This window comes from Streptomyces sp. SID12501 (assembly GCF_010550245.1).
Taxonomy (GTDB): Bacteria; Actinomycetota; Actinomycetes; order Streptomycetales; family Streptomycetaceae; genus Streptomyces.
In genome coordinates this window covers 78,736-96,679 of sequence record NZ_JAAGLU010000026.1, presented here as the reverse complement: position 1 = coordinate 96,679, position 17,944 = coordinate 78,736, and the positions used below count along the sequence as shown (strand labels likewise).

The window sequence follows — 17,944 nt, the reverse complement described above, 5'->3', positions numbered from 1 at the left end:
AATGCTGATCCCCCGTAGGGTCAAGCACCGCAAGCAGCACCACCCGAAGCGCCGTGGCATGGCCAAGGGCGGTACGGCGGTCTCGTTCGGCGAGTACGGCATTCAGGCCGTCACGCCGGCATACGTGACCAACCGCCAGATCGAGGCGGCCCGTATCGCGATGACCCGCCACATCAAGCGTGGCGGCAAGGTCTGGATCAACATCTATCCGGACCGCCCGCTCACCAAGAAGCCTGCCGAGACCCGCATGGGTTCCGGTAAGGGTTCCCCTGAGTGGTGGATCGCGAACGTGCACCCGGGTCGGGTCATGTTCGAACTGTCCTACCCCAACGAGAAGATCGCCCGTGAGGCCCTCACTCGCGCAGCCCACAAGCTGCCGATGAAGTGCCGGATCGTCAAGCGCGAGGCAGGTGAAGCGTGATGTCGGCCGGTACCAAGGCGTCCGAGCTGCGCGAACTGGGTGACGAGGAGCTTCTCAACAAGCTCCGCGAAGCCAAGGAAGAGCTGTTCAACCTCCGCTTCCAGGCGGCGACGGGTCAGCTCGAGAACCACGGTCGGCTCAAGGCCGTCCGTAAGGACATCGCGCGGATCTACACCCTGATGCGTGAGCGCGAGCTGGGCATCGAAACGGTGGAGAGCGCCTGATGAGCGAGAGCAACGTGACTGAGCAGAGCAGCACCGAAGCCCGTGGCTTCCGCAAGACCCGTGAGGGTCTCGTCGTCAGCGACAAGATGGACAAGACCGTCGTCGTCGCTGTCGAGGACCGCGTGAAGCACGCGTTGTACGGCAAGGTCATCCGCCGTACGAACAAGCTCAAGGCTCACGACGAGCAGAACGCCGCCGGCGTCGGCGACCGTGTCATCATCATGGAGACCCGGCCGCTGTCCGCCTCGAAGCGGTGGCGCATCGTCGAGATCCTCGAGAAGGCCAAGTAATTCCTCCTGCGGCCCTACGAAAATAGGGGCCCCGCAGGTCAGTTCCGCCAGGCTCGGTGAGCTCCGTAAGCCATGTAGAACACTTACGGAGCTCGCCGGGAACCGGCAGACAATCAGGAGATAGACGTGATCCAGCAGGAGTCGCGACTGCGTGTCGCCGACAACACTGGTGCGAAGGAAATCCTTTGCATCCGTGTCCTCGGTGGCTCCGGTCGCCGCTACGCGGGCATCGGCGACGTCATCGTCGCCACCGTCAAGGACGCGATCCCCGGTGGCAACGTGAAGAAGGGTGACGTCATCAAGGCCGTCATCGTTCGCACCGTCAAGGAGCGCCGCCGTCCCGACGGCTCGTACATCCGCTTCGACGAGAACGCCGCTGTTGTTCTCAAGAACGACGGCGACCCTCGTGGCACCCGTATCTTCGGCCCGGTGGGCCGGGAGCTGCGCGAGAAGAAGTTCATGAAGATCATCTCGCTCGCGCCGGAGGTGCTGTAAGCATGAAGATCAAGAAGGGCGACCTGGTTCAGGTCATCACCGGTAAGGACAGGGGCAAGCAGGGCAAGGTCATCGCGGCCTTCCCTCGTGAGGACCGCGTCCTGGTCGAGGGTGTCAACCGGGTCAAGAAGCACACCAAGGCCGGCCCGACCGCAAAGGGTTCGCAGGCCGGCGGCATCGTCACGACCGAGGCGCCCGTCCACGTCTCCAACGTCCAGCTGGTCGTTGAGAAGGACGGCAACAAGGTTGTCACGCGTGTCGGTTACCGCTTCGACGACGAGGGCAACAAGATCCGCGTTGCCAAGCGGACGGGTGAGGACATCTGATGACTACCACCACGACTCCGCGTCTCAAGACGAAGTACCGCGAGGAGATCGCGGGCAAGCTGCGTGAGGAGTTCTCCTACGAGAACGTCATGCAGATCCCCGGTCTCGTCAAGATCGTGGTCAACATGGGTGTCGGCGACGCCGCCCGTGACTCGAAGCTCATGGACGGTGCCGTCCGTGACCTGACCACCATCACCGGTCAGAAGCCGGCCGTCACCAAGGCCCGTAAGTCCATCGCGCAGTTCAAGCTGCGCGAGGGTCAGCCGATCGGTGCCCACGTCACGCTTCGTGGCGACCGCATGTGGGAGTTCCTGGACCGCACCCTGTCGCTCGCGCTGCCGCGCATCCGCGACTTCCGTGGTCTGTCTCCCAAGCAGTTCGACGGCCGTGGCAACTACACCTTCGGTCTCACCGAGCAGGTCATGTTCCACGAGATCGACCAGGACAAGATCGACCGCACCCGGGGTATGGACATCACCGTGGTGACCACGGCGACCAACGACGCTGAGGGCCGCGCGCTCCTCCGTCACCTCGGCTTCCCCTTCAAGGAGGCGTAAGCGAGATGGCGAAGAAGGCTCTGATTGCCAAGGCTGCTCGTAAGCCCAAGTTCGGTGTACGTGGCTACACGCGCTGCCAGCGCTGTGGCCGTCCGCACTCCGTGTACCGCAAGTTCGGCCTGTGCCGCGTGTGCCTTCGTGAGATGGCTCACCGTGGCGAGCTGCCGGGCGTGACCAAGAGCTCCTGGTAATCCCCTAATTCGGGATTCCGGAAGCTCTCGGTAAGCAAATGGGTTGGTCAGGTGCCCATCCCTCCATGGCTTAGGCTAGGAGGGTTGGGCGCCTGCCGCCCCAATCGACTTACTACGCCGTAGGTCCCCCGCACCGCACCCGTCCCGCCACTGAGTGAGTGGGGAGAGGGATGGCGCATCCAGGAAACCCCGGCGAGAGAGGCCGAAGGCCAATTCATGACCATGACTGATCCGATCGCGGACATGCTGACTCGTCTGCGTAACGCGAACTCGGCGTACCACGACGATGTCGCGATGCCGCACAGCAAGATCAAGTCGCACATCGCGGAGATCCTCCAGCAGGAGGGCTTCATCACCGGCTGGAAGGTCGAGGACGCCGAAGTCGGCAAGAAGCTCGTCCTCGAGCTGAAGTTCGGCCCGAACCGTGAGCGCTCCATCGCGGGCATCAAGCGGATCTCGAAGCCGGGTCTGCGTGTGTACGCGAAGTCCACCTCCCTGCCCAAGGTGCTCGGTGGCCTCGGCGTGGCGATCATCTCCACGTCGCACGGTCTCCTCACTGGACAGCAGGCCGGCAAGAAGGGCGTAGGCGGAGAAGTCCTCGCCTACGTCTGGTAGAAGGGAACGGAGGAAACAGCTATGTCGCGTATTGGCAAGCTCCCCATCACGGTTCCCGCCGGCGTGGACGTCACCATCGACGGCCGTACGGTCCAGGTGAAGGGCCCCAAGGGCGCTCTCTCCCACACCGTCGCTGCGCCGATCGACATCGCCAAGGGTGAGGACGGCGTTCTCAACGTCACCCGCCCCAACGACGAGCGTCAGAACAAGGCCCTGCACGGCCTGTCCCGCACGCTGGTGGCGAACATGATCACCGGCGTAACCGCGGGTTACGTGAAGAAGCTCGAGATCAGCGGTGTCGGTTACCGCGTGGCGGCGAAGGGCGCGAGCCTTGAGTTCGCGCTCGGCTACAGCCACTCGATCACGGTCGAGGCGCCCGAGGGCATCTCGTTCAAGGTCGAGAACCCGACGCACTTCTCGGTCGAGGGCATCGACAAGCAGAAGGTCGGCGAGGTTGCGGCCAACATCCGCAAGCTGCGCAAGCCCGACCCGTACAAGGCCAAGGGCGTCAAGTACGAGGGCGAAGTCGTCCGGCGCAAGGTCGGAAAGGCGGGTAAGTAAGCCATGGCATACGGTACGAAGATCGCTAAGGGCGACGCTTACAAGCGTGCTGCCATCAAGCGCCGTCACGTCCGGATCCGTAAGAAGGTCAACGGAACGGGCGAGCGTCCCCGCCTGGTGGTAACTCGCTCGAACCGCCACATCGTGGCCCAGGTCATCGACGACATCAAGGGTCACACCCTGGCGTCGGCGTCGACCCTGGACGCCTCGATCCGCGGTAACGAGGGCGAAGACAAGTCGGCGCAGGCCGGCAAGGTCGGCGCACTCGTCGCCGAGCGTGCCAAGGCCGCCGGTGTCGAGACCGTCGTGTTCGACCGTGGTGGCAGCCGGTACGCCGGGCGTATCGCCGCCCTGGCCGACGCCGCCCGCGAAGCCGGGCTCAAGTTCTGAGCCGCCCGCCGCGCTCGCGACTTAACCGTCGCAGCGCAGCGTAGCTAGCGGAAAAAGAGAGAGGTAATCCAATGGCTGGACCCCAGCGCCGCGGAAGCGGTGCCGGTGGCGGCGAGCGGCGGGACCGGAAGGGCCGTGACGGCGGCGCTGCTGCCGCCGAGAAGACCGCGTACGTTGAGCGCGTTGTCGCGATCAACCGCGTCGCCAAGGTTGTGAAGGGTGGTCGTCGCTTCAGCTTCACTGCGCTCGTCGTAGTGGGCGATGGCGATGGCACCGTCGGTGTCGGTTACGGCAAGGCCAAGGAGGTGCCGGCCGCGATCGCCAAGGGTGTTGAAGAGGCCAAGAAGCACTTCTTCAAGGTCCCCCGTATCCAGGGCACCATCCCGCACCCGATCACGGGCGAGAAGGCCGCGGGCGTCGTCCTGCTCAAGCCTGCTTCCCCCGGTACCGGCGTTATCGCCGGTGGCCCGGTGCGTGCTGTCCTCGAGTGCGCCGGCGTTCACGACATCCTGTCGAAGTCGCTCGGCTCGTCCAACGCGATCAACATCGTGCACGCGACCGTGGCGGCCCTCAAGGGCCTGCAGCGTCCCGAGGAGATCGCGGCTCGCCGTGGTCTGCCCCTCGAGGACGTCGCCCCCGCGGCTCTGCTCCGTGCGCGTGCGGGAGCGGGTGCGTAATGGCTCGCCTCAAGGTCACGCAGACGAAGTCGTACATCGGCAGCAAGCAGAACCACCGTGACACCCTGCGCTCCCTTGGTCTCAAGGGCATCAACACGCAGGTCGTCAAGGAGGACCGCCCCGAGTTCCGCGGAATGGTTCACACCGTCCGCCACCTCGTGACGGTTGAGGAGGTCGACTGATCATGGCGGAAAACAGCCCGCTCAAGATCCACAACCTCCGTCCTGCCCCGGGCGCCAAGACCGCCAAGACCCGTGTGGGTCGTGGTGAGGCGTCGAAGGGTAAGACGGCTGGACGTGGTACCAAGGGCACGAAGGCCCGTTACCAGGTTCCGGCGCGTTTCGAGGGTGGCCAGATGCCCCTCCACATGCGTCTCCCGAAGCTCAAGGGCTTCCGGAACCCGTTCAAGACCGAGTACCAGGTCGTGAACCTCGACAAGCTGGGCGCCCTGTACCCGGAGGGTGGCGAAGTCACCGTCGAGGGGCTCGTCGCCAACGGTGCGGTTCGCAAGAACAGCCTCGTCAAGGTCCTCGGCCAGGGCGAGATCTCCGTGGCGCTGCAGGTGACGGTCGACGCCGTCTCCGGTTCCGCCAAGGAGAAGATCACCGCCGCCGGCGGTACCGTCACCGAGTTGCTCTGAACACCACAGGCGTCTCGATGACTTGAGCGATCCCTACCGGGGATACCCCACAAATGGGGTATCCCCGGTTGGTCGTTCCTAGGAGCCATGGTCGCCGGTAAGGTGGCCAACGCTGTCAAGTTGAGTCCGCTGTGTTCATGAGGAACTCCGGACCCCTCTCGGCTGTTAGTTATCTGTCAACGTATTCGTCGAACCTCAAAACCGTCACCTCTACGCAGTAGCGCGGGGGTCGCAGGAGGCACCGTGCTCACCGCGTTCGCCCGGGCGTTCAAGACGCCCGACCTGCGCAAGAAGCTGCTCTTCACGCTCGGCATCATCGTGGTCTATCGGGTGGGTACGCACATCCCGATCCCAGGTGTCGACTATCAGAACGTCCAGACGTGTATCGACGTCGCGAAGGGCGGAGGAAGCCAGGGCCTGTTCGGTCTGGTGAACATGTTCAGCGGCGGGGCGCTGCTGCAGATCACGATCTTCGCGCTGGGCATCATGCCGTACATCACGGCGAGCATCATCCTGCAGCTGCTGACGGTGGTGATCCCGCGGCTGGAAGCCCTCAAGAAGGAGGGCCAGGCGGGCACAGCGAAGATCACGCAGTACACCCGTTACCTGACAGTGGCTCTCGCCATCCTCCAGGGCACCGGCCTGGTCGCCACCGCGCGCAGCGGCGCGCTCTTCAGTGGCTGCACGGTCGCCAGCGACATCGTCCCGGACCAGTCGATCTTCGTGACCATCACCATGGTCGTCACGATGACCGCCGGTACGGCCGTCGTCATGTGGCTCGGTGAGCTCATCACCGACCGCGGTATCGGCAACGGCATGTCCATCCTGATGTTCATCTCGATCGCCGCCACCTTCCCGTCCGCGCTGTGGGCCATCAAGACCCAGGGCACTCTGGCGGACGGCTGGATCGAGTTCGGTACGGTCATCGCCGTCGGCCTCGTCATGGTCGCGCTGGTGGTCTTCGTCGAGCAGGCGCAGCGCCGGATCCCGGTCCAGTACGCGAAGCGCATGATCGGCCGCCGGTCCTACGGCGGCACGTCGACGTACATCCCGCTCAAGGTCAACCAGGCCGGCATCATCCCTGTGATCTTTGCCTCGTCGCTGCTCTACATCCCCGCGCTGGTCGCGCAGTTCTCCGGTGGCACCTCAGCCTGGAAGACGTGGATCGAGCAGAACCTGACCAAGGGTGACCACCCGGTTTACATCGTCACGTACTTCTTGCTGATCGTTTTCTTCGCGTTCTTCTACGTCGCCATCTCCTTCAACCCCGAAGAAGTAGCCGACAACATGAAGAAGTATGGTGGCTTCATCCCGGGCATCCGGGCTGGCCGGCCCACCGCTGAGTACCTGAGCTACGTACTCAACCGGATCACCTGGCCGGGTTCGCTGTACCTGGGTCTGATCGCTCTCGTGCCGACGATGGCGTTGGTAGGTTTCGGGGCAAACCAGAACTTCCCGTTCGGCGGGACCAGCATCCTCATCATCGTGGGTGTCGGTCTTGAGACCGTGAAGCAGATTGAGAGCCAGCTCCAGCAGCGCAATTACGAAGGGTTCCTCCGCTGATGCGAATCGTCCTCGTCGGGCCGCCTGGTGCCGGGAAGGGAACGCAGGCCGCGTTCCTCGCCAAGAACCTGTCGATCCCGCACATCTCCACGGGCGACCTCTTCCGGGCCAACATCAGCAAGCAGACGGATCTCGGGAAACTCGCGAAGTCCTACATGGACGCGGGCAACCTGGTGCCGGACGAGGTCACCATCGCGATGGCCAAGGACCGCATGGAGCAGTCCGACGCGGTGAACGGCTTTCTGCTGGACGGCTTCCCGCGGAACGTCTCGCAGGCCGAGGCGCTGGACGAGATGCTGAAGGCCGAGTCCATGAAGCTGGACGCGGTCCTCGACCTGGAGGTTCCCGAGGACGAGGTGGTCAAGCGCATCGCCGGCCGCCGCATCTGCCGTAACGACTCGGCGCACGTCTTCCACGTCACGTACCAGGCGCCGAAGGCCGAGGGCGTCTGTGACGTCTGCGGCGGCGAGCTGTACCAGCGGGACGACGACTCCGAGGAGACGGTCCGCAAGCGGCTGGAGGTCTACCACACCCAGACCGAGCCGATCATCGACTACTACAAGGCCCAGGGCCTCGTGGTGACGATCTCGGCGCTGGGCAAGGTGGAGGACGTCACCGGCAAGGCGATGGCCGCGCTGAAGGGTGACGGCGAGGGCGAGTAGTCCTACTGGTGCTGGTAGCGCTCTTAGCGCTCGTGGTGCCGGTAGTCCTTTCGGTTTTGCGTCTCAGTTTTTACGTTCGGCAGCCGCGGTTTCCTGTCAGGGGACCGCGGCTGCTGCGTGGGGGCGGGGAGCCGTATCGTTGGCTCGTTGACTTGTTGTGTGTTCGTTCGCTTCCCAGACTGATCGGTTCAGGAAAGGCCGTAGTCCCCATGGTGCAGATCAAGACCCCCGAGCAGATCGCCAAGATGCGCGAGGCGGGGCTTGTCGTCGCCGCCATCCACGCGGCCACTCGTGAGGCGGCCGTGCCGGGCGCCAGTACGAAGGATCTGGACGAGGTCGCGCGGAAGGTGCTCGCGGAGCACAACGCGAAGTCGAACTTCCTTGGATACGGCGGGTTCCCGGCCACGATCTGCACCTCCGTCAACGAGGTCGTCGTCCACGGCATCCCGTCCGACGAGGTCGTGCTGAAGGACGGGGACATCATCTCCATCGACTGCGGCGCGATCATCGACGGCTGGCACGGGGACGCGGCGTACACGGCGTTCGTGGGGTCGGGGCACGCTCCCGAGCTGATCGAGCTGTCGCGGGTGACGGAGGAGTCGATGTGGGCGGGGATCGCGGCGATGAAGCTGGGGAACCGGCTGGTCGACATCTCGCGTGCGATCGAGACGTACATCCGCCGTCAGCCCAAGGCGGGGGGCGGGCGGTACGGGATCATCGAGGACTACGGCGGGCATGGCATCGGTACCGAGATGCACATGGACCCGCATCTGCTGAACTACGTCGAGCGCAAGCGGGGGAAGGGGCCGAAGCTGGTTCCCGGGTTCTGTCTCGCGATCGAGCCGATGGTGTCGTTGGGTACGCCGAGGACCGAGGTTCTGGCGGACGACTGGACGGTCATCACGACGGACGGGACCTGGTCGTCGCACTGGGAGCATTCGGTGGCGTTGACCGAGGCGGGGCCGTTGGTGCTTACGTCTCCCGACGGGGGGGCGGCGAAGTTGGCGGAGCATGGGGTGACTGCGGCGCCGGATCCGCTGGCGTAGGGGCGTTCCTCGCCCCCGCCGCCCCTACCCGTCCCATCCCCAGGGGCTCCGCCCCTTCGACCCCACCAGGGGGCGCAGCCCCCTGGACCCCCGGCGGGGACTGCGTCCCCTGCACCCCGCCCGGGCTTCGCCCTGGACCCCGGCCGGGCTTCGTCCTGCACCCCGCCCGGGCTTCGCCCTGGACCCCCTGGCGGGGACTGCGTCCCCTGGACCCCGGCCGGGCTTGGCCCTGGACCCCGGGCAGGCTTCGGCCCTGGACCCCTGGCGGGGACTGCGTCCCGCCTGAGGCCCCCGGCCCCCGGCCCTGGACCCGGGTCGCGGGCCTTGGATGCCAGTGGGGGCCGCGTTCGCTGTGGTCTGGACTGGGGCTTGGGTCTCGGTTGTGGTGGCCCGGACCGGGGCTGTGTGGATGGATCCCCGGCGGGGTCTGCGCCCCTCAGCCTGCTGCTTCGGGGCCTTGCCGGCTTGTCCGTCGCGCCCCGCTTCGGGGCCTGTGGAACCCCCGTGCTGGTTAAGGATCACGGCTGCGGGGCATCCTTCCTCGATTCGTCTTTCCGGGTGCGCTGACGTAGACTGACTCGTCGGCTCTCGTGCACCCGCATGTCCGCATGCGCCCATTAGGGGAACGCAAGGGAGTCGATCAAGGTAGTCGATTCGAAGGGCGAAGCGTGGCCAAGAAGCAAGGTGCCATCGAGATCGAGGGCACTGTCGTCGAGTCTCTTCCGAACGCAATGTTCAAGGTTGAGCTCCAGAACGGCCACCAGGTCCTGGCACACATCAGCGGCAAGATGCGTATGCACTACATCCGCATCCTCCCTGACGACCGGGTCGTGGTGGAGCTGTCTCCGTACGACCTGACTCGTGGCCGGATCGTCTACCGGTACAAGTGAGCCTGGGCGGGTCTCGTACTCGCCCCGGCGGCCGGGAGGGTCGTCGTCGGACAGGGTTTCACCTGTCAACCTCTCCGGAGCGATCCAGGGAGAGTCTTTCCAACGTACAAGTAGATCTTTATTCTCGCCCTCCGTCTGCACCTGGCGTGGGGCACTGACCCGGAGAACCTCACCCCATGAAGGTCAAGCCGAGCGTCAAGAAGATCTGCGACAAGTGCAGGGTGATCCGCCGTCATGGTCGGGTCATGGTCATCTGCGAGAACCCGCGCCACAAGCAGCGCCAGGGCTGACGCACGACCCACCTTCTGCACCCGCAGAAATTCGCGCGACGCGAGCAGTACATGTTCATACGCAGGGCCCAGGTCCGAAGTTCGGTGATTCGTAGTTCGATCATCGTTCAGTGGAGCTGATACCCCCGGTCGGAGGCCGGGGACCCAGTTCGTACCTCATACGGCGGCTGGGAAACGGTCTTGTGGAAGACCTCCGAACGACAACTGGAGCCATTGAATGGCACGCGTTTCCGGTGTTGACATCCCGCGTGAAAAGCGTGTGGAGGTCGCCCTCACCTACGTGTTCGGCATCGGCCGGACCCTTTCCCAGCTGACGCTGGCGGAGACGGGCATCGACCCGAACATTCGTGTTCGGGACCTCTCCGAGGAGCAGCTCGTCGCGATCCGCGAGTACGTGGACGCCCACTTCAAGACCGAGGGTGACCTCCGTCGCGAGATCCAGGGCGACATTCGCCGGAAGATCGAGATCGGCTGCTACCAGGGTATTCGCCACCGCCGTGGCCTGCCCGTTCACGGTCAGCGCACCAGCACGAACGCTCGTACCCGCAAGGGCCCGCGTCGCGCCATCGCCGGCAAGAAGAAGCCGGGCAAGAAGTAGTCCTCAGCGGACAACGCTTCATCAGCGGTCTTCGCTGTAGGACCGACCACCTCCCCGTAGGAGTAGTAGATGCCCCCCAAGGGTCGTCAGGGCGCTGCCAAGAAGGTGCGCCGCAAGGAAAAGAAGAACGTCGCTCATGGGCACGCCCACATCAAGAGCACGTTCAACAACACCATCGTCTCGATCACGGACCCCGCGGGCAACGTGATCTCCTGGGCCTCCGCCGGTCACGTCGGCTTCAAGGGCTCGCGCAAGTCCACCCCTTTCGCCGCGCAGATGGCTGCCGAGTCGGCCGCCCGTCGCGCGCAGGAGCACGGCATGCGCAAGGTTGATGTGTTTGTGAAGGGTCCGGGTTCGGGTCGTGAGACCGCGATCCGTTCGCTCCAGGCCACCGGTCTCGAGGTCGGCTCCATCCAGGACGTCACCCCGACTCCGCACAACGGCTGCCGTCCGCCCAAGCGCCGTCGCGTCTGAGTTGCGGTTGTCTTAGGTTTCGGGCGGTATGGCTCTTCGGAGGCGTGCCGCCCGTACCCTTGTATTACTGGTCGGGCATCAAATAGCGGGTGTCCATGACTGAAGGATTTCCACATGCTGATCGCTCAGCGTCCCTCGTTGACCGAAGAGGTCGTCGACGAGTTCCGCTCCCGGTTCGTCATCGAGCCGCTGGAGCCGGGATTCGGCTACACCCTCGGTAACTCCCTCCGCCGGACTCTTCTGTCCTCGATTCCGGGTGCGGCTGTCACCAGCATCCGTGTCGACGGCGTTCTGCACGAGTTCACCACTGTGCCGGGTGTCAAGGAGGACGTCACCGACCTCATCCTCAACATCAAGCAGCTCGTGGTCAGCAGTGAGCACGATGAGCCGGTCGTGATGTACCTGCGCAAGCAGGGGCCGGGTCTCGTCACCGCCGCCGACATCGCGCCGCCGGCCGGTGTCGAGGTGCACAACCCCGACCTCGTCCTCGCCACGCTCAACGGCAAGGGCAAGCTGGAGGTGGAGCTGACCGTCGAGCGCGGTCGCGGCTACGTCTCGGCTGTTCAGAACAAGCAGGTGGGGCAGGAGATCGGGCGTATTCCGGTCGACTCGATCTACTCGCCGGTTCTGAAGGTCACGTACAAGGTCGAGGCCACGCGTGTCGAGCAGCGCACCGACTTCGACAAGCTGGTCGTCGACGTCGAGACCAAGCAGTCCATGCGTCCCCGTGACGCGATGGCTTCCGCCGGTAAGACGCTCGTCGAGCTGTTCGGGCTTGCCCGTGAGCTCAACGTCGACGCCGAGGGCATCGACATGGGCCCGTCCCCGACCGATGCCGCGCTGGCTGCCGATCTTGCGCTGCCGATCGAGGAGCTCGAGCTCACCGTCCGGTCGTACAACTGCCTCAAGCGTGAGGGCATCCACTCCGTGGGTGAGCTCGTGGCTCGTTCCGAGGCGGACCTGCTCGACATCCGTAACTTCGGTGCGAAGTCGATCGACGAGGTCAAGGCTAAACTCGCGGGGATGGGTCTTGCTCTCAAGGACTCGCCTCCCGGGTTCGACCCGACCGCCGCGGTCGATGCCTTCGGCGCCGACGACGACGTGGATGCGGGCTTTGTGGAGACCGAGCAGTACTAGTCGCTTCGCGAGGCGGCCTGAATTTGGCTGTGGTACCGCTGCGGCTGGTCGCGACCACGCGGCGGAGCCGCAGATCCACACAGCCCCGCGCCCCTTACGGGGCGCGGACCCTCCGAGCATCTTGAGAGAGATGGCCGGATCTTCGACGGGCGTCCGCCCGCTCGGATACTGACTTCGGTACCTGATACGGCCGGGGCAGACACCTAGGAGAAAACATGCCGAAGCCTGCCAAGGGTGCCCGTCTGGGCGGCAGTGCCGCGCACGAGAAGCTGCTTCTTGCGAACCTCGCGAAGTCGCTCTTCGAGCACGGCAAGATCACGACCACCGAGGCGAAGGCGCGCCGGCTCCGTCCGTACGCTGAGCGTCTGGTCACCAAGGCGAAGAAGGGCGACCTTCACAACCGCCGTCAGGTGCTCCAGGTCATCACGGACAAGAGCATCGTGCACACGCTCTTCACCGAGATCGGCCCGCGCTACGACAACCGCCCGGGTGGTTACACCCGTATCACCAAGATCGGTAACCGTCGTGGCGACAACGCGCCCATGGCTGTCATCGAGCTGGTGGAGGCCCTGACCGTGGCCCAGCAGGCCACCGGTGAGGCCGAGGCGGCGACGAAGCGCTCCGCGAAGGACGCCGAGGCCGCTGTTGAGGCCAAGGTCGAGGAGACCCAGGTCGAGGACGCCAAGGTCGATGTGACCAAGGCTGATGAGGCCGCCGCCGAGGAGTCCAAGGACGCGTAAGCGTTCTGCGGGGTTCTGCTGGTCGGCGGCTGCGGCTGCGGCTTCGTCGTGGTTGTTTGCGCAGTTCCCCGCGCCCCTGAAAGCGGGTCCGTTCCTTTCCGGAGCGGGCCCGCTTTTGTGTTGTTGAGAGGATCTCTGGGTGAGTGATGACGTGCAGTCCGGGTTCGTGCGGGTGCGGCTGGACCTTTCCTATGACGGCACCGCGTTCTCCGGGTGGGCCAAGCAGCCCGGGGGACGGCGGACCGTGCAGGGGGAGATCGAGGACGCCCTGCGGACGGTGACCCGGTCCGGGGAGGCCACGTACGAGCTGACCGTGGCCGGGCGTACCGATTCCGGGGTGCATGCCCGGGGGCAGGTCGCCCATGTCGATGTGCCGGTGGAGGTGTGGGGCGAGCACCAGGAGAAGCTGCTCAAGCGGCTTGCCGGGCGGCTCGGCAAGGACGTGCGGGTGTGGAGTGCGGCAGAGGCGCCGGCCGGGTTCAACGCGCGGTTCGCCGCCCTGTGGCGGCGTTACGTGTACCGGGTCGGTGATCGGGCCGGTGGCGTGGATCCGCTGCTGCGCAACCATGTGCTGTGGCACGACTGGGAGTTGGACGTCGCCGCCATGGACGCTGCCGCCAAGTCCCTTGTCGGGGAGCATGACTTCGCCGCGTACGCGAAGAAGCGCGAGGGTGCGTCGACGGTCCGCGAGGTCCTCGACTTCGGGGTGCGCCGGCGGCTGGACGGCATCGTCGAGATCGAGGTCCGTGCCGACGCCTTCTGCCACAACCAGGTGCGGTCCATGGTCGGCGCGCTGCTGTTCGTGGGCGACGGGCACCGGGACGTGGAGTGGCCGCGGCGGGTGCTGGACGCGCGGGTGCGTGACAGCGCCGTGCATGTCGTACGGCCGTACGGGCTGACCCTGGAGGAGGTCGCCTATCCGGCGGACGAGCTGCTTGCCGGGCGGCAGCTGCTGGCTCGGCGGGTGCGGGGCGAAGTGCACTGAGAAGCGTGCTGAGAAGTGGCTGACGTGCAATGGCCGACGATCAGTGATCGTCGGCCATCGGGAGCCGGGAGAGGGCTGCTGGGCAGTGCTGCTGCTACTGGCTGGCCGCCGAGGCCTGGGCCTCGCCGCGGCGTCGGATCTGGCGGAAGGCGAACTCGGCCAGGTCGTCGCCCGTGGTGAAGACGGCGGTGCTCTTCGTCGTCACGTTCTTGCCGTCGGTGAAGCCGGCGATCGTGAAGTAGGCGTAGCGGCCGTAGGAGTTGGTCGTCGAGCGGCAGATCGCCGCGCGGCAGAAGGTCGGGACGCCGCCGCCGGACAGGGACTCGACGATGCTCTTCTTGTCCGCCGTGGTCTTGACCTTCGTGGCCTGCGCCTCGGTGTCGAAGACGGCCACGCCGACCGTCACCGCGATGCCGTCCTTGCTGTACGTGACGCGCAGGAAGCGCGTGCACTTGTTGTCCGTCAGGATCTTCGGAAGGGTGCTCTTCGCGGCCGACGCGCAGTTCGTCGTGTCGCCGGTCGGGCCCTTCTTGTAGAGGCGCTCGCCCATCGTCAGCTGCGTACCGGGGAAGAGGGTGTCCGGGCTCAGCTCCGCCGTGTCCTTGTCCACACTGGATATGAAGTCCTTCGGATCCAGCGGCGGCGGAGCGCTCGTCGGCGCGAACGACGGCACCGTCGAGGCGGTGTCGCTGGGGATGTCCGCGGTGGCGGGCAGACCGGAGGTCGGTTTGTTGGAGGCCTGGTTGTCGCCGTCCGCGTTGACCACGGCCATCGCGACGGCCGCGCCCACGCCGACGGTGGCCACTGCGGCCCCGACGATCAGCAGGAGTCTGCGGCGCCTGTTACGGGTCTCGGACGCGTCGGCGAGCGCCGCCCAGTCGGGGGCCTGGCCGCCGATCTGGCCGCCCCACGGCTGCTGCTGCGGGGCCCGGCCGCTCTGGTCGTCCCACGGTTGTTGCGGGGTATTCGGTTTCCAGGGATCCCAATTAGGTCCCCCCTGCCCAAAGCTCATGGGCGCATCTTAGACGCCGTGCAACCCCTGTGCCGATGCGTCTCAGGGCCTTCTCATGGGCCACAGGGGCCACAAGGTCGGGGCGCGGTCAGGGTTCGGTCGGGGTTCAGGTGGGTTTCTCACGCAGCGGCCCGTACTGTCCGTTGCGGCGGTCGTTGGGTGGGTCTACACGTGTCCCGTCCACCTGTGTTCGCCCCGCGCCCGCCGAGCTCGTTTTGACCCGTCCGGGGCAGCGCGGGTAGCCTGGGCGTTCGTTATGCGTATCGGCTTCGTCGTTCTCACGCGAGGGGCCCTTACGTAGGTTCCCTGGAGCAGTTTCCAGTGGGCGGTATACGGGTGACGTTCCCGGCATTGCCGCCCCCAGCTGCACGATCGCTTCAGTGATGCCATGTGTCAGGACCCATCCACTGAAGAAGCGAAGGCTACGAAGTGCGTACGTTCAGCCCTAAGCCCGGCGACATCACTCGCCAGTGGTACGTCATCGACGCCCAGGATGTCGTCCTGGGCCGTCTGGCCACCACTGCCGCGAACATTCTGCGGGGCAAGCACAAGCCGATTTACGCGCCCCACGTCGACGCTGGTGACTTCGTCATCATCATCAACGCCGACAAGGTGCACCTCTCCGGCAACAAGAAGACCCAGAAGATGGCGTACCGCCACTCCGGTTACCCGGGTGGTCTGCGCTCCGTCCGTTACGACGAGCTTCTGGCGAAGAACCCCGAGAAGGCCGTCGAGAAGGCCATCAAGGGCATGATCCCCAAGAACACCCTGGGCCGTCAGTGCCTCTCGAAGCTGAAGGTCTACTCGGGCGACCAGCACCCCCACGCTGCCCAGCAGCCGGTGCCGTTCGAGATCACCCAGGTCGCGCAGTAGTTCCGGCCACACCCTAAGACGTAGAGAATTCTGAGGAGAATCGTGGCCGAGACCACTGTCGAGCAGCCGCTCGACGAGACTGCCGATGTCGAGTTCGAGAACGCCGACGTCGAGAGCTACACCACCGAGTCCGAGGCACCCGTAGTCGAGGGTGAGTACACCTCGGAGGCCCTCGACGGCCGCTTCGGCGACCCGCAGCCGGCCGCCGGCCTGGGCCGTCGCAAGGAAGCCATCGCCCGCGTCCGGATCGTTCCGGGCACCGGCAAGTGGAAGATCAACGGTCGCACCCTTGAGGACTACTTCCCCAACAAGGTGCACCAGCAGGAAGTCAACGAGCCCTTCAAGGTGCTCGAGCTCGACAACCGCTACGACGTTGTCGCCCGCATCACCGGTGGCGGCGTCTCCGGTCAGGCCGGTGCCCTGCGCCTCGGTGTGGCCCGCGCGCTGAACGAGGCCGACGTGGACAACAACCGCGCCGCCCTCAAGAAGGCGGGCTTCCTCCGTCGCGACGACCGTGCGGTCGAGCGCAAGAAGGCCGGTCTCAAGAAGGCCCGCAAGGCCCCGCAGTACAGCAAGCGTTAATCGCCCCGCTGTTCTCGGACGTTTCACACGTCTCGTACGTATCGCCCCGGCGGCACTTTCCGTGCTGTCGGGGCGGTTCGTTTACAGGGGACGTGAATTGTCAGAGGCTCATGGCTACCTATCACAGGCCCGCGGTACAGGATCGGGGAACGCACCCGACAGCCTGGAAACAGGCACAGGGGATATACGTAGTCAGGTCCGGCATGGACACTCGGCATGAGCCGCACGACACAGGCCCCCTCAGCGCATGAGCCGTACGTACTTACGTACAGTGCGCACATTTCCAGCATCTTCGGAGGACACCAGTGGGACGACTCTTCGGCACGGACGGCGTGCGCGGTGTCGCCAACGTGGACCTGACGGCCGAGCTGGCTCTCGGCCTGTCCGTCGCGGCGGCCCATGTACTCGCCGAGGCGGGTTCGTTCGAGGGCCACCGGCCGGTCGCCGTGGTCGGACGGGACCCACGTGCGTCGGGGGAGTTCCTGGAGGCCGCCGTGGTCGCGGGCCTCGCCAGCGCGGGCGTCGACGTCCTGCTGGTCGGCGTGCTGCCCACCCCGGCGGTCGCGTTCCTCACCGCCGAGCTGGAAGCCGACCTCGGCGTGATGCTCTCGGCCAGCCACAACGCCATGCCGGACAACGGCGTCAAGTTCCTGGCCCGCGGCGGCCACAAACTCGACGACGAGCTGGAGGAGCGGATCGAGGCCGTGTACGAGGAGCACCGCACCGGCGCTCCCTGGGAGCGTCCGACGGGCGGCGGCGTGGGCCGGGTGCGGTCGTACGACGAGGGCTTCGAGCAGTACGTCACCCATCTCGTCGGGGTGCTGCCGAACCGACTGGACGGTCTGAAGGTCGTGCTGGACGAGGCGCACGGCGCTGCCAGCCTGGTCTCGCCCGAGGCGTTCACCCGGGCCGGCGCCGAGATCGTGACCATCGGCGCGGAGCCGGACGGCCTCAACATCAACGACGGCTGCGGCTCCACCCACCTCGGCAAGCTCCAGGCCGCCGTCCTCGAGCACGGCGCCGACCTCGGCATCGCCCACGACGGTGACGCCGACCGCTGCCTCGCCGTCGACCACACCGGCGAGGAGGTGGACGGCGACCAGATCATGGCCGTACTCGCGCTGGCGATGCGGGAGCGTGGCGTACTGCGTGCCGACACCGTTGTCGCGACGGTGATGTCCAACCTGGGCTTCAAGCTGGCGATGGAGCGGGAAGGGCTGTCTCTGATCCAGACGGCGGTCGGGGACCGCTATGTGCTGGAGGAGATGAAGGAGCACGGGTACGCGCTGGGCGGTGAGCAGTCCGGGCATGTGATCATCTCGGACCACGCGACCACCGGTGACGGGACGCTGACCGGGTTGCTGCTGGCGGCTCGGATCGCGCAGACCGGTCGTACGCTGAAGGATCTCGCGGCGGTGATGGTGCGGTTGCCGCAGGTGCTGGTGAATGTGCCGGATGTCGATCGGACGCGGGTGGGGTCGTCCGCGGAGCTGGCGACCGCGGTGGCGGAGGCCGAGCGGGAACTCGGGGCTACGGGGCGGGTGTTGTTGCGGCCTTCCGGGACCGAGCCGTTGGTTCGGGTGATGGTCGAGGCTGCGGATATTGATCAGGCTCGGTCTGTGGCCGGGCGGTTGGCGGATGTCGTGAAGTCGGCGCTCGGGTAGTTGGCGGGGCCGGGTTCGGGGTGGGGTGCTGGTTCGTGGCG

At 65.8% G+C, this 17,944-nt stretch carries 27 protein-coding genes; 26 read left to right on the top strand and 1 reads right to left on the bottom strand.

Features of this window, described 5'->3' with window-relative positions:
- Window position 1 precedes the first annotated feature (1 nt).
- The 23 genes from rplP (at window position 2) to truA (ending at window position 13,772) form a co-directional block, all read left to right on the top strand.
- A complete protein-coding gene (rplP, locus tag G3I71_RS28985) occupies window positions 2-421 on the top strand; it encodes a 50S ribosomal protein L16 (RefSeq protein ID WP_164318975.1) in 420 nt (139 codons plus the stop codon).
- Window positions 421-645: a 50S ribosomal protein L29 gene (gene rpmC / locus G3I71_RS28980; protein ID WP_005481220.1), complete on the top strand. Its 225-nt coding sequence runs from the start codon at window positions 421-423 to the stop codon at window positions 643-645. Before rplP ends, rpmC begins: the two co-directional genes overlap by 1 nt.
- On the top strand, window positions 645-935 hold the full coding sequence (rpsQ, locus tag G3I71_RS28975) for a 30S ribosomal protein S17 (protein WP_164318972.1): 291 nt from the start codon (window positions 645-647) through the stop codon (window positions 933-935). The genes rpmC and rpsQ overlap by 1 nt, the downstream gene beginning before the upstream one ends.
- A 126-nt stretch (window positions 936-1,061) precedes the next feature.
- Entirely contained in the window at window positions 1,062-1,430 is a 369-nt protein-coding gene (rplN, locus tag G3I71_RS28970; RefSeq protein WP_006376015.1) for a 50S ribosomal protein L14, read from the top strand.
- A 2-nt stretch (window positions 1,431-1,432) separates the two neighbouring features.
- Window positions 1,433-1,756, top strand: coding sequence for a 50S ribosomal protein L24 (gene rplX, locus G3I71_RS28965; protein ID WP_164318969.1), 324 nt, complete (start codon window positions 1,433-1,435; stop codon window positions 1,754-1,756).
- Window positions 1,756-2,313 (top strand): 50S ribosomal protein L5, encoded by a 558-nt coding sequence (gene rplE, locus G3I71_RS28960; RefSeq protein ID WP_164318966.1) that lies wholly within the window; start codon window positions 1,756-1,758, stop codon window positions 2,311-2,313. The genes rplX and rplE overlap by 1 nt, the downstream gene beginning before the upstream one ends.
- Window positions 2,314-2,318: 5 nt before the next feature.
- On the top strand, window positions 2,319-2,504 hold the full coding sequence (locus tag G3I71_RS28955) for a type Z 30S ribosomal protein S14 (protein ID WP_003948630.1): 186 nt from the start codon (window positions 2,319-2,321) through the stop codon (window positions 2,502-2,504).
- A 216-nt stretch (window positions 2,505-2,720) separates the two neighbouring features.
- Window positions 2,721-3,119 carry a 30S ribosomal protein S8 gene (gene rpsH, locus G3I71_RS28945; protein ID WP_081218894.1) on the top strand — a complete coding sequence of 133 codons (399 nt, stop codon included), beginning with the start codon at window positions 2,721-2,723 and terminating at the stop codon, window positions 3,117-3,119.
- 21 nt (window positions 3,120-3,140) lie between these two features.
- Complete coding sequence (gene rplF / locus G3I71_RS28940; protein WP_164318963.1) at window positions 3,141-3,680, top strand: 50S ribosomal protein L6; 540 nt, start codon at window positions 3,141-3,143, stop codon at window positions 3,678-3,680.
- 3 nt (window positions 3,681-3,683) lie between these two features.
- Window positions 3,684-4,070 carry a 50S ribosomal protein L18 gene (gene rplR, locus G3I71_RS28935; protein ID WP_164318960.1) on the top strand — a complete coding sequence of 129 codons (387 nt, stop codon included), beginning with the start codon at window positions 3,684-3,686 and terminating at the stop codon, window positions 4,068-4,070.
- Between the two features lie 71 nt (window positions 4,071-4,141).
- Entirely contained in the window at window positions 4,142-4,747 is a 606-nt protein-coding gene (gene rpsE / locus G3I71_RS28930) for a 30S ribosomal protein S5 (RefSeq protein WP_006376045.1), read from the top strand.
- Window positions 4,747-4,929, top strand: a complete 183-nt coding sequence (gene rpmD / locus G3I71_RS28925; RefSeq protein ID WP_055553514.1) for a 50S ribosomal protein L30 — start codon at window positions 4,747-4,749, stop codon at window positions 4,927-4,929. The genes rpsE and rpmD overlap by 1 nt, the downstream gene beginning before the upstream one ends.
- A gap of 2 nt (window positions 4,930-4,931) precedes the next feature.
- Window positions 4,932-5,387 carry a 50S ribosomal protein L15 gene (gene rplO, locus G3I71_RS28920; RefSeq protein ID WP_164318957.1) on the top strand — a complete coding sequence of 152 codons (456 nt, stop codon included), beginning with the start codon at window positions 4,932-4,934 and terminating at the stop codon, window positions 5,385-5,387.
- A gap of 243 nt (window positions 5,388-5,630) precedes the next feature.
- Complete coding sequence (secY, locus tag G3I71_RS28915) at window positions 5,631-6,950, top strand: preprotein translocase subunit SecY (RefSeq protein WP_164318954.1); 1,320 nt, start codon at window positions 5,631-5,633, stop codon at window positions 6,948-6,950.
- Window positions 6,950-7,612 carry an adenylate kinase gene (locus G3I71_RS28910; protein WP_164318951.1) on the top strand — a complete coding sequence of 221 codons (663 nt, stop codon included), beginning with the start codon at window positions 6,950-6,952 and terminating at the stop codon, window positions 7,610-7,612. Before secY ends, G3I71_RS28910 begins: the two co-directional genes overlap by 1 nt.
- 209 nt (window positions 7,613-7,821) lie before the next feature.
- Entirely contained in the window at window positions 7,822-8,658 is an 837-nt protein-coding gene (gene map, locus G3I71_RS28905) for a type I methionyl aminopeptidase (RefSeq protein WP_164318948.1), read from the top strand.
- Between the two features lie 668 nt (window positions 8,659-9,326).
- On the top strand, window positions 9,327-9,548 hold the full coding sequence (infA, locus tag G3I71_RS28900) for a translation initiation factor IF-1 (protein ID WP_003948620.1): 222 nt from the start codon (window positions 9,327-9,329) through the stop codon (window positions 9,546-9,548).
- Between the two features lie 176 nt (window positions 9,549-9,724).
- Window positions 9,725-9,838, top strand: coding sequence for a 50S ribosomal protein L36 (gene rpmJ, locus G3I71_RS28895; RefSeq protein ID WP_003998809.1), 114 nt, complete (start codon window positions 9,725-9,727; stop codon window positions 9,836-9,838).
- Window positions 9,839-10,055: 217 nt separating this feature from the next.
- The gene (gene rpsM, locus G3I71_RS28890; RefSeq protein WP_164318945.1) at window positions 10,056-10,436 is read left to right on the top strand and encodes a 30S ribosomal protein S13; all 381 of its coding nucleotides are present in this window, start codon (window positions 10,056-10,058) and stop codon (window positions 10,434-10,436) included.
- A gap of 69 nt (window positions 10,437-10,505) precedes the next feature.
- On the top strand, window positions 10,506-10,910 hold the full coding sequence (rpsK, locus tag G3I71_RS28885; RefSeq protein WP_006376016.1) for a 30S ribosomal protein S11: 405 nt from the start codon (window positions 10,506-10,508) through the stop codon (window positions 10,908-10,910).
- Window positions 10,911-11,024: 114 nt separating this feature from the next.
- A complete protein-coding gene (locus G3I71_RS28880; protein WP_164318942.1) occupies window positions 11,025-12,047 on the top strand; it encodes a DNA-directed RNA polymerase subunit alpha in 1,023 nt (340 codons plus the stop codon).
- Window positions 12,048-12,262: 215 nt separating this feature from the next.
- Window positions 12,263-12,787 carry a 50S ribosomal protein L17 gene (rplQ, locus tag G3I71_RS28875; protein WP_164318940.1) on the top strand — a complete coding sequence of 175 codons (525 nt, stop codon included), beginning with the start codon at window positions 12,263-12,265 and terminating at the stop codon, window positions 12,785-12,787.
- A 139-nt stretch (window positions 12,788-12,926) separates the two neighbouring features.
- Window positions 12,927-13,772 (top strand): tRNA pseudouridine(38-40) synthase TruA, encoded by an 846-nt coding sequence (gene truA, locus G3I71_RS28870; protein WP_164318937.1) that lies wholly within the window; start codon window positions 12,927-12,929, stop codon window positions 13,770-13,772.
- 94 nt (window positions 13,773-13,866) lie between these two features.
- Here the strand turns inward: truA and G3I71_RS28865 are convergent, their stop codons facing one another.
- Window positions 13,867-14,784: a hypothetical protein gene (locus G3I71_RS28865; RefSeq protein ID WP_164318935.1), complete on the bottom strand. Its 918-nt coding sequence runs from the start codon at window positions 14,782-14,784 to the stop codon at window positions 13,867-13,869.
- Window positions 14,785-15,213: 429 nt separating this feature from the next.
- Between G3I71_RS28865 and rplM the strand changes: the two genes are divergently transcribed.
- The 3 genes from rplM (at window position 15,214) to glmM (ending at window position 17,903) form a co-directional block, all read left to right on the top strand.
- On the top strand, window positions 15,214-15,657 hold the full coding sequence (gene rplM, locus G3I71_RS28860) for a 50S ribosomal protein L13 (RefSeq protein WP_006376008.1): 444 nt from the start codon (window positions 15,214-15,216) through the stop codon (window positions 15,655-15,657).
- Between the two features lie 42 nt (window positions 15,658-15,699).
- Window positions 15,700-16,239: a 30S ribosomal protein S9 gene (rpsI, locus tag G3I71_RS28855; RefSeq protein WP_164318932.1), complete on the top strand. Its 540-nt coding sequence runs from the start codon at window positions 15,700-15,702 to the stop codon at window positions 16,237-16,239.
- Window positions 16,240-16,544: 305 nt separating this feature from the next.
- Window positions 16,545-17,903 (top strand): phosphoglucosamine mutase, encoded by a 1,359-nt coding sequence (gene glmM / locus G3I71_RS28850; protein ID WP_164318929.1) that lies wholly within the window; start codon window positions 16,545-16,547, stop codon window positions 17,901-17,903.
- The last annotated feature ends 41 nt before the right edge of the window (window positions 17,904-17,944 follow it).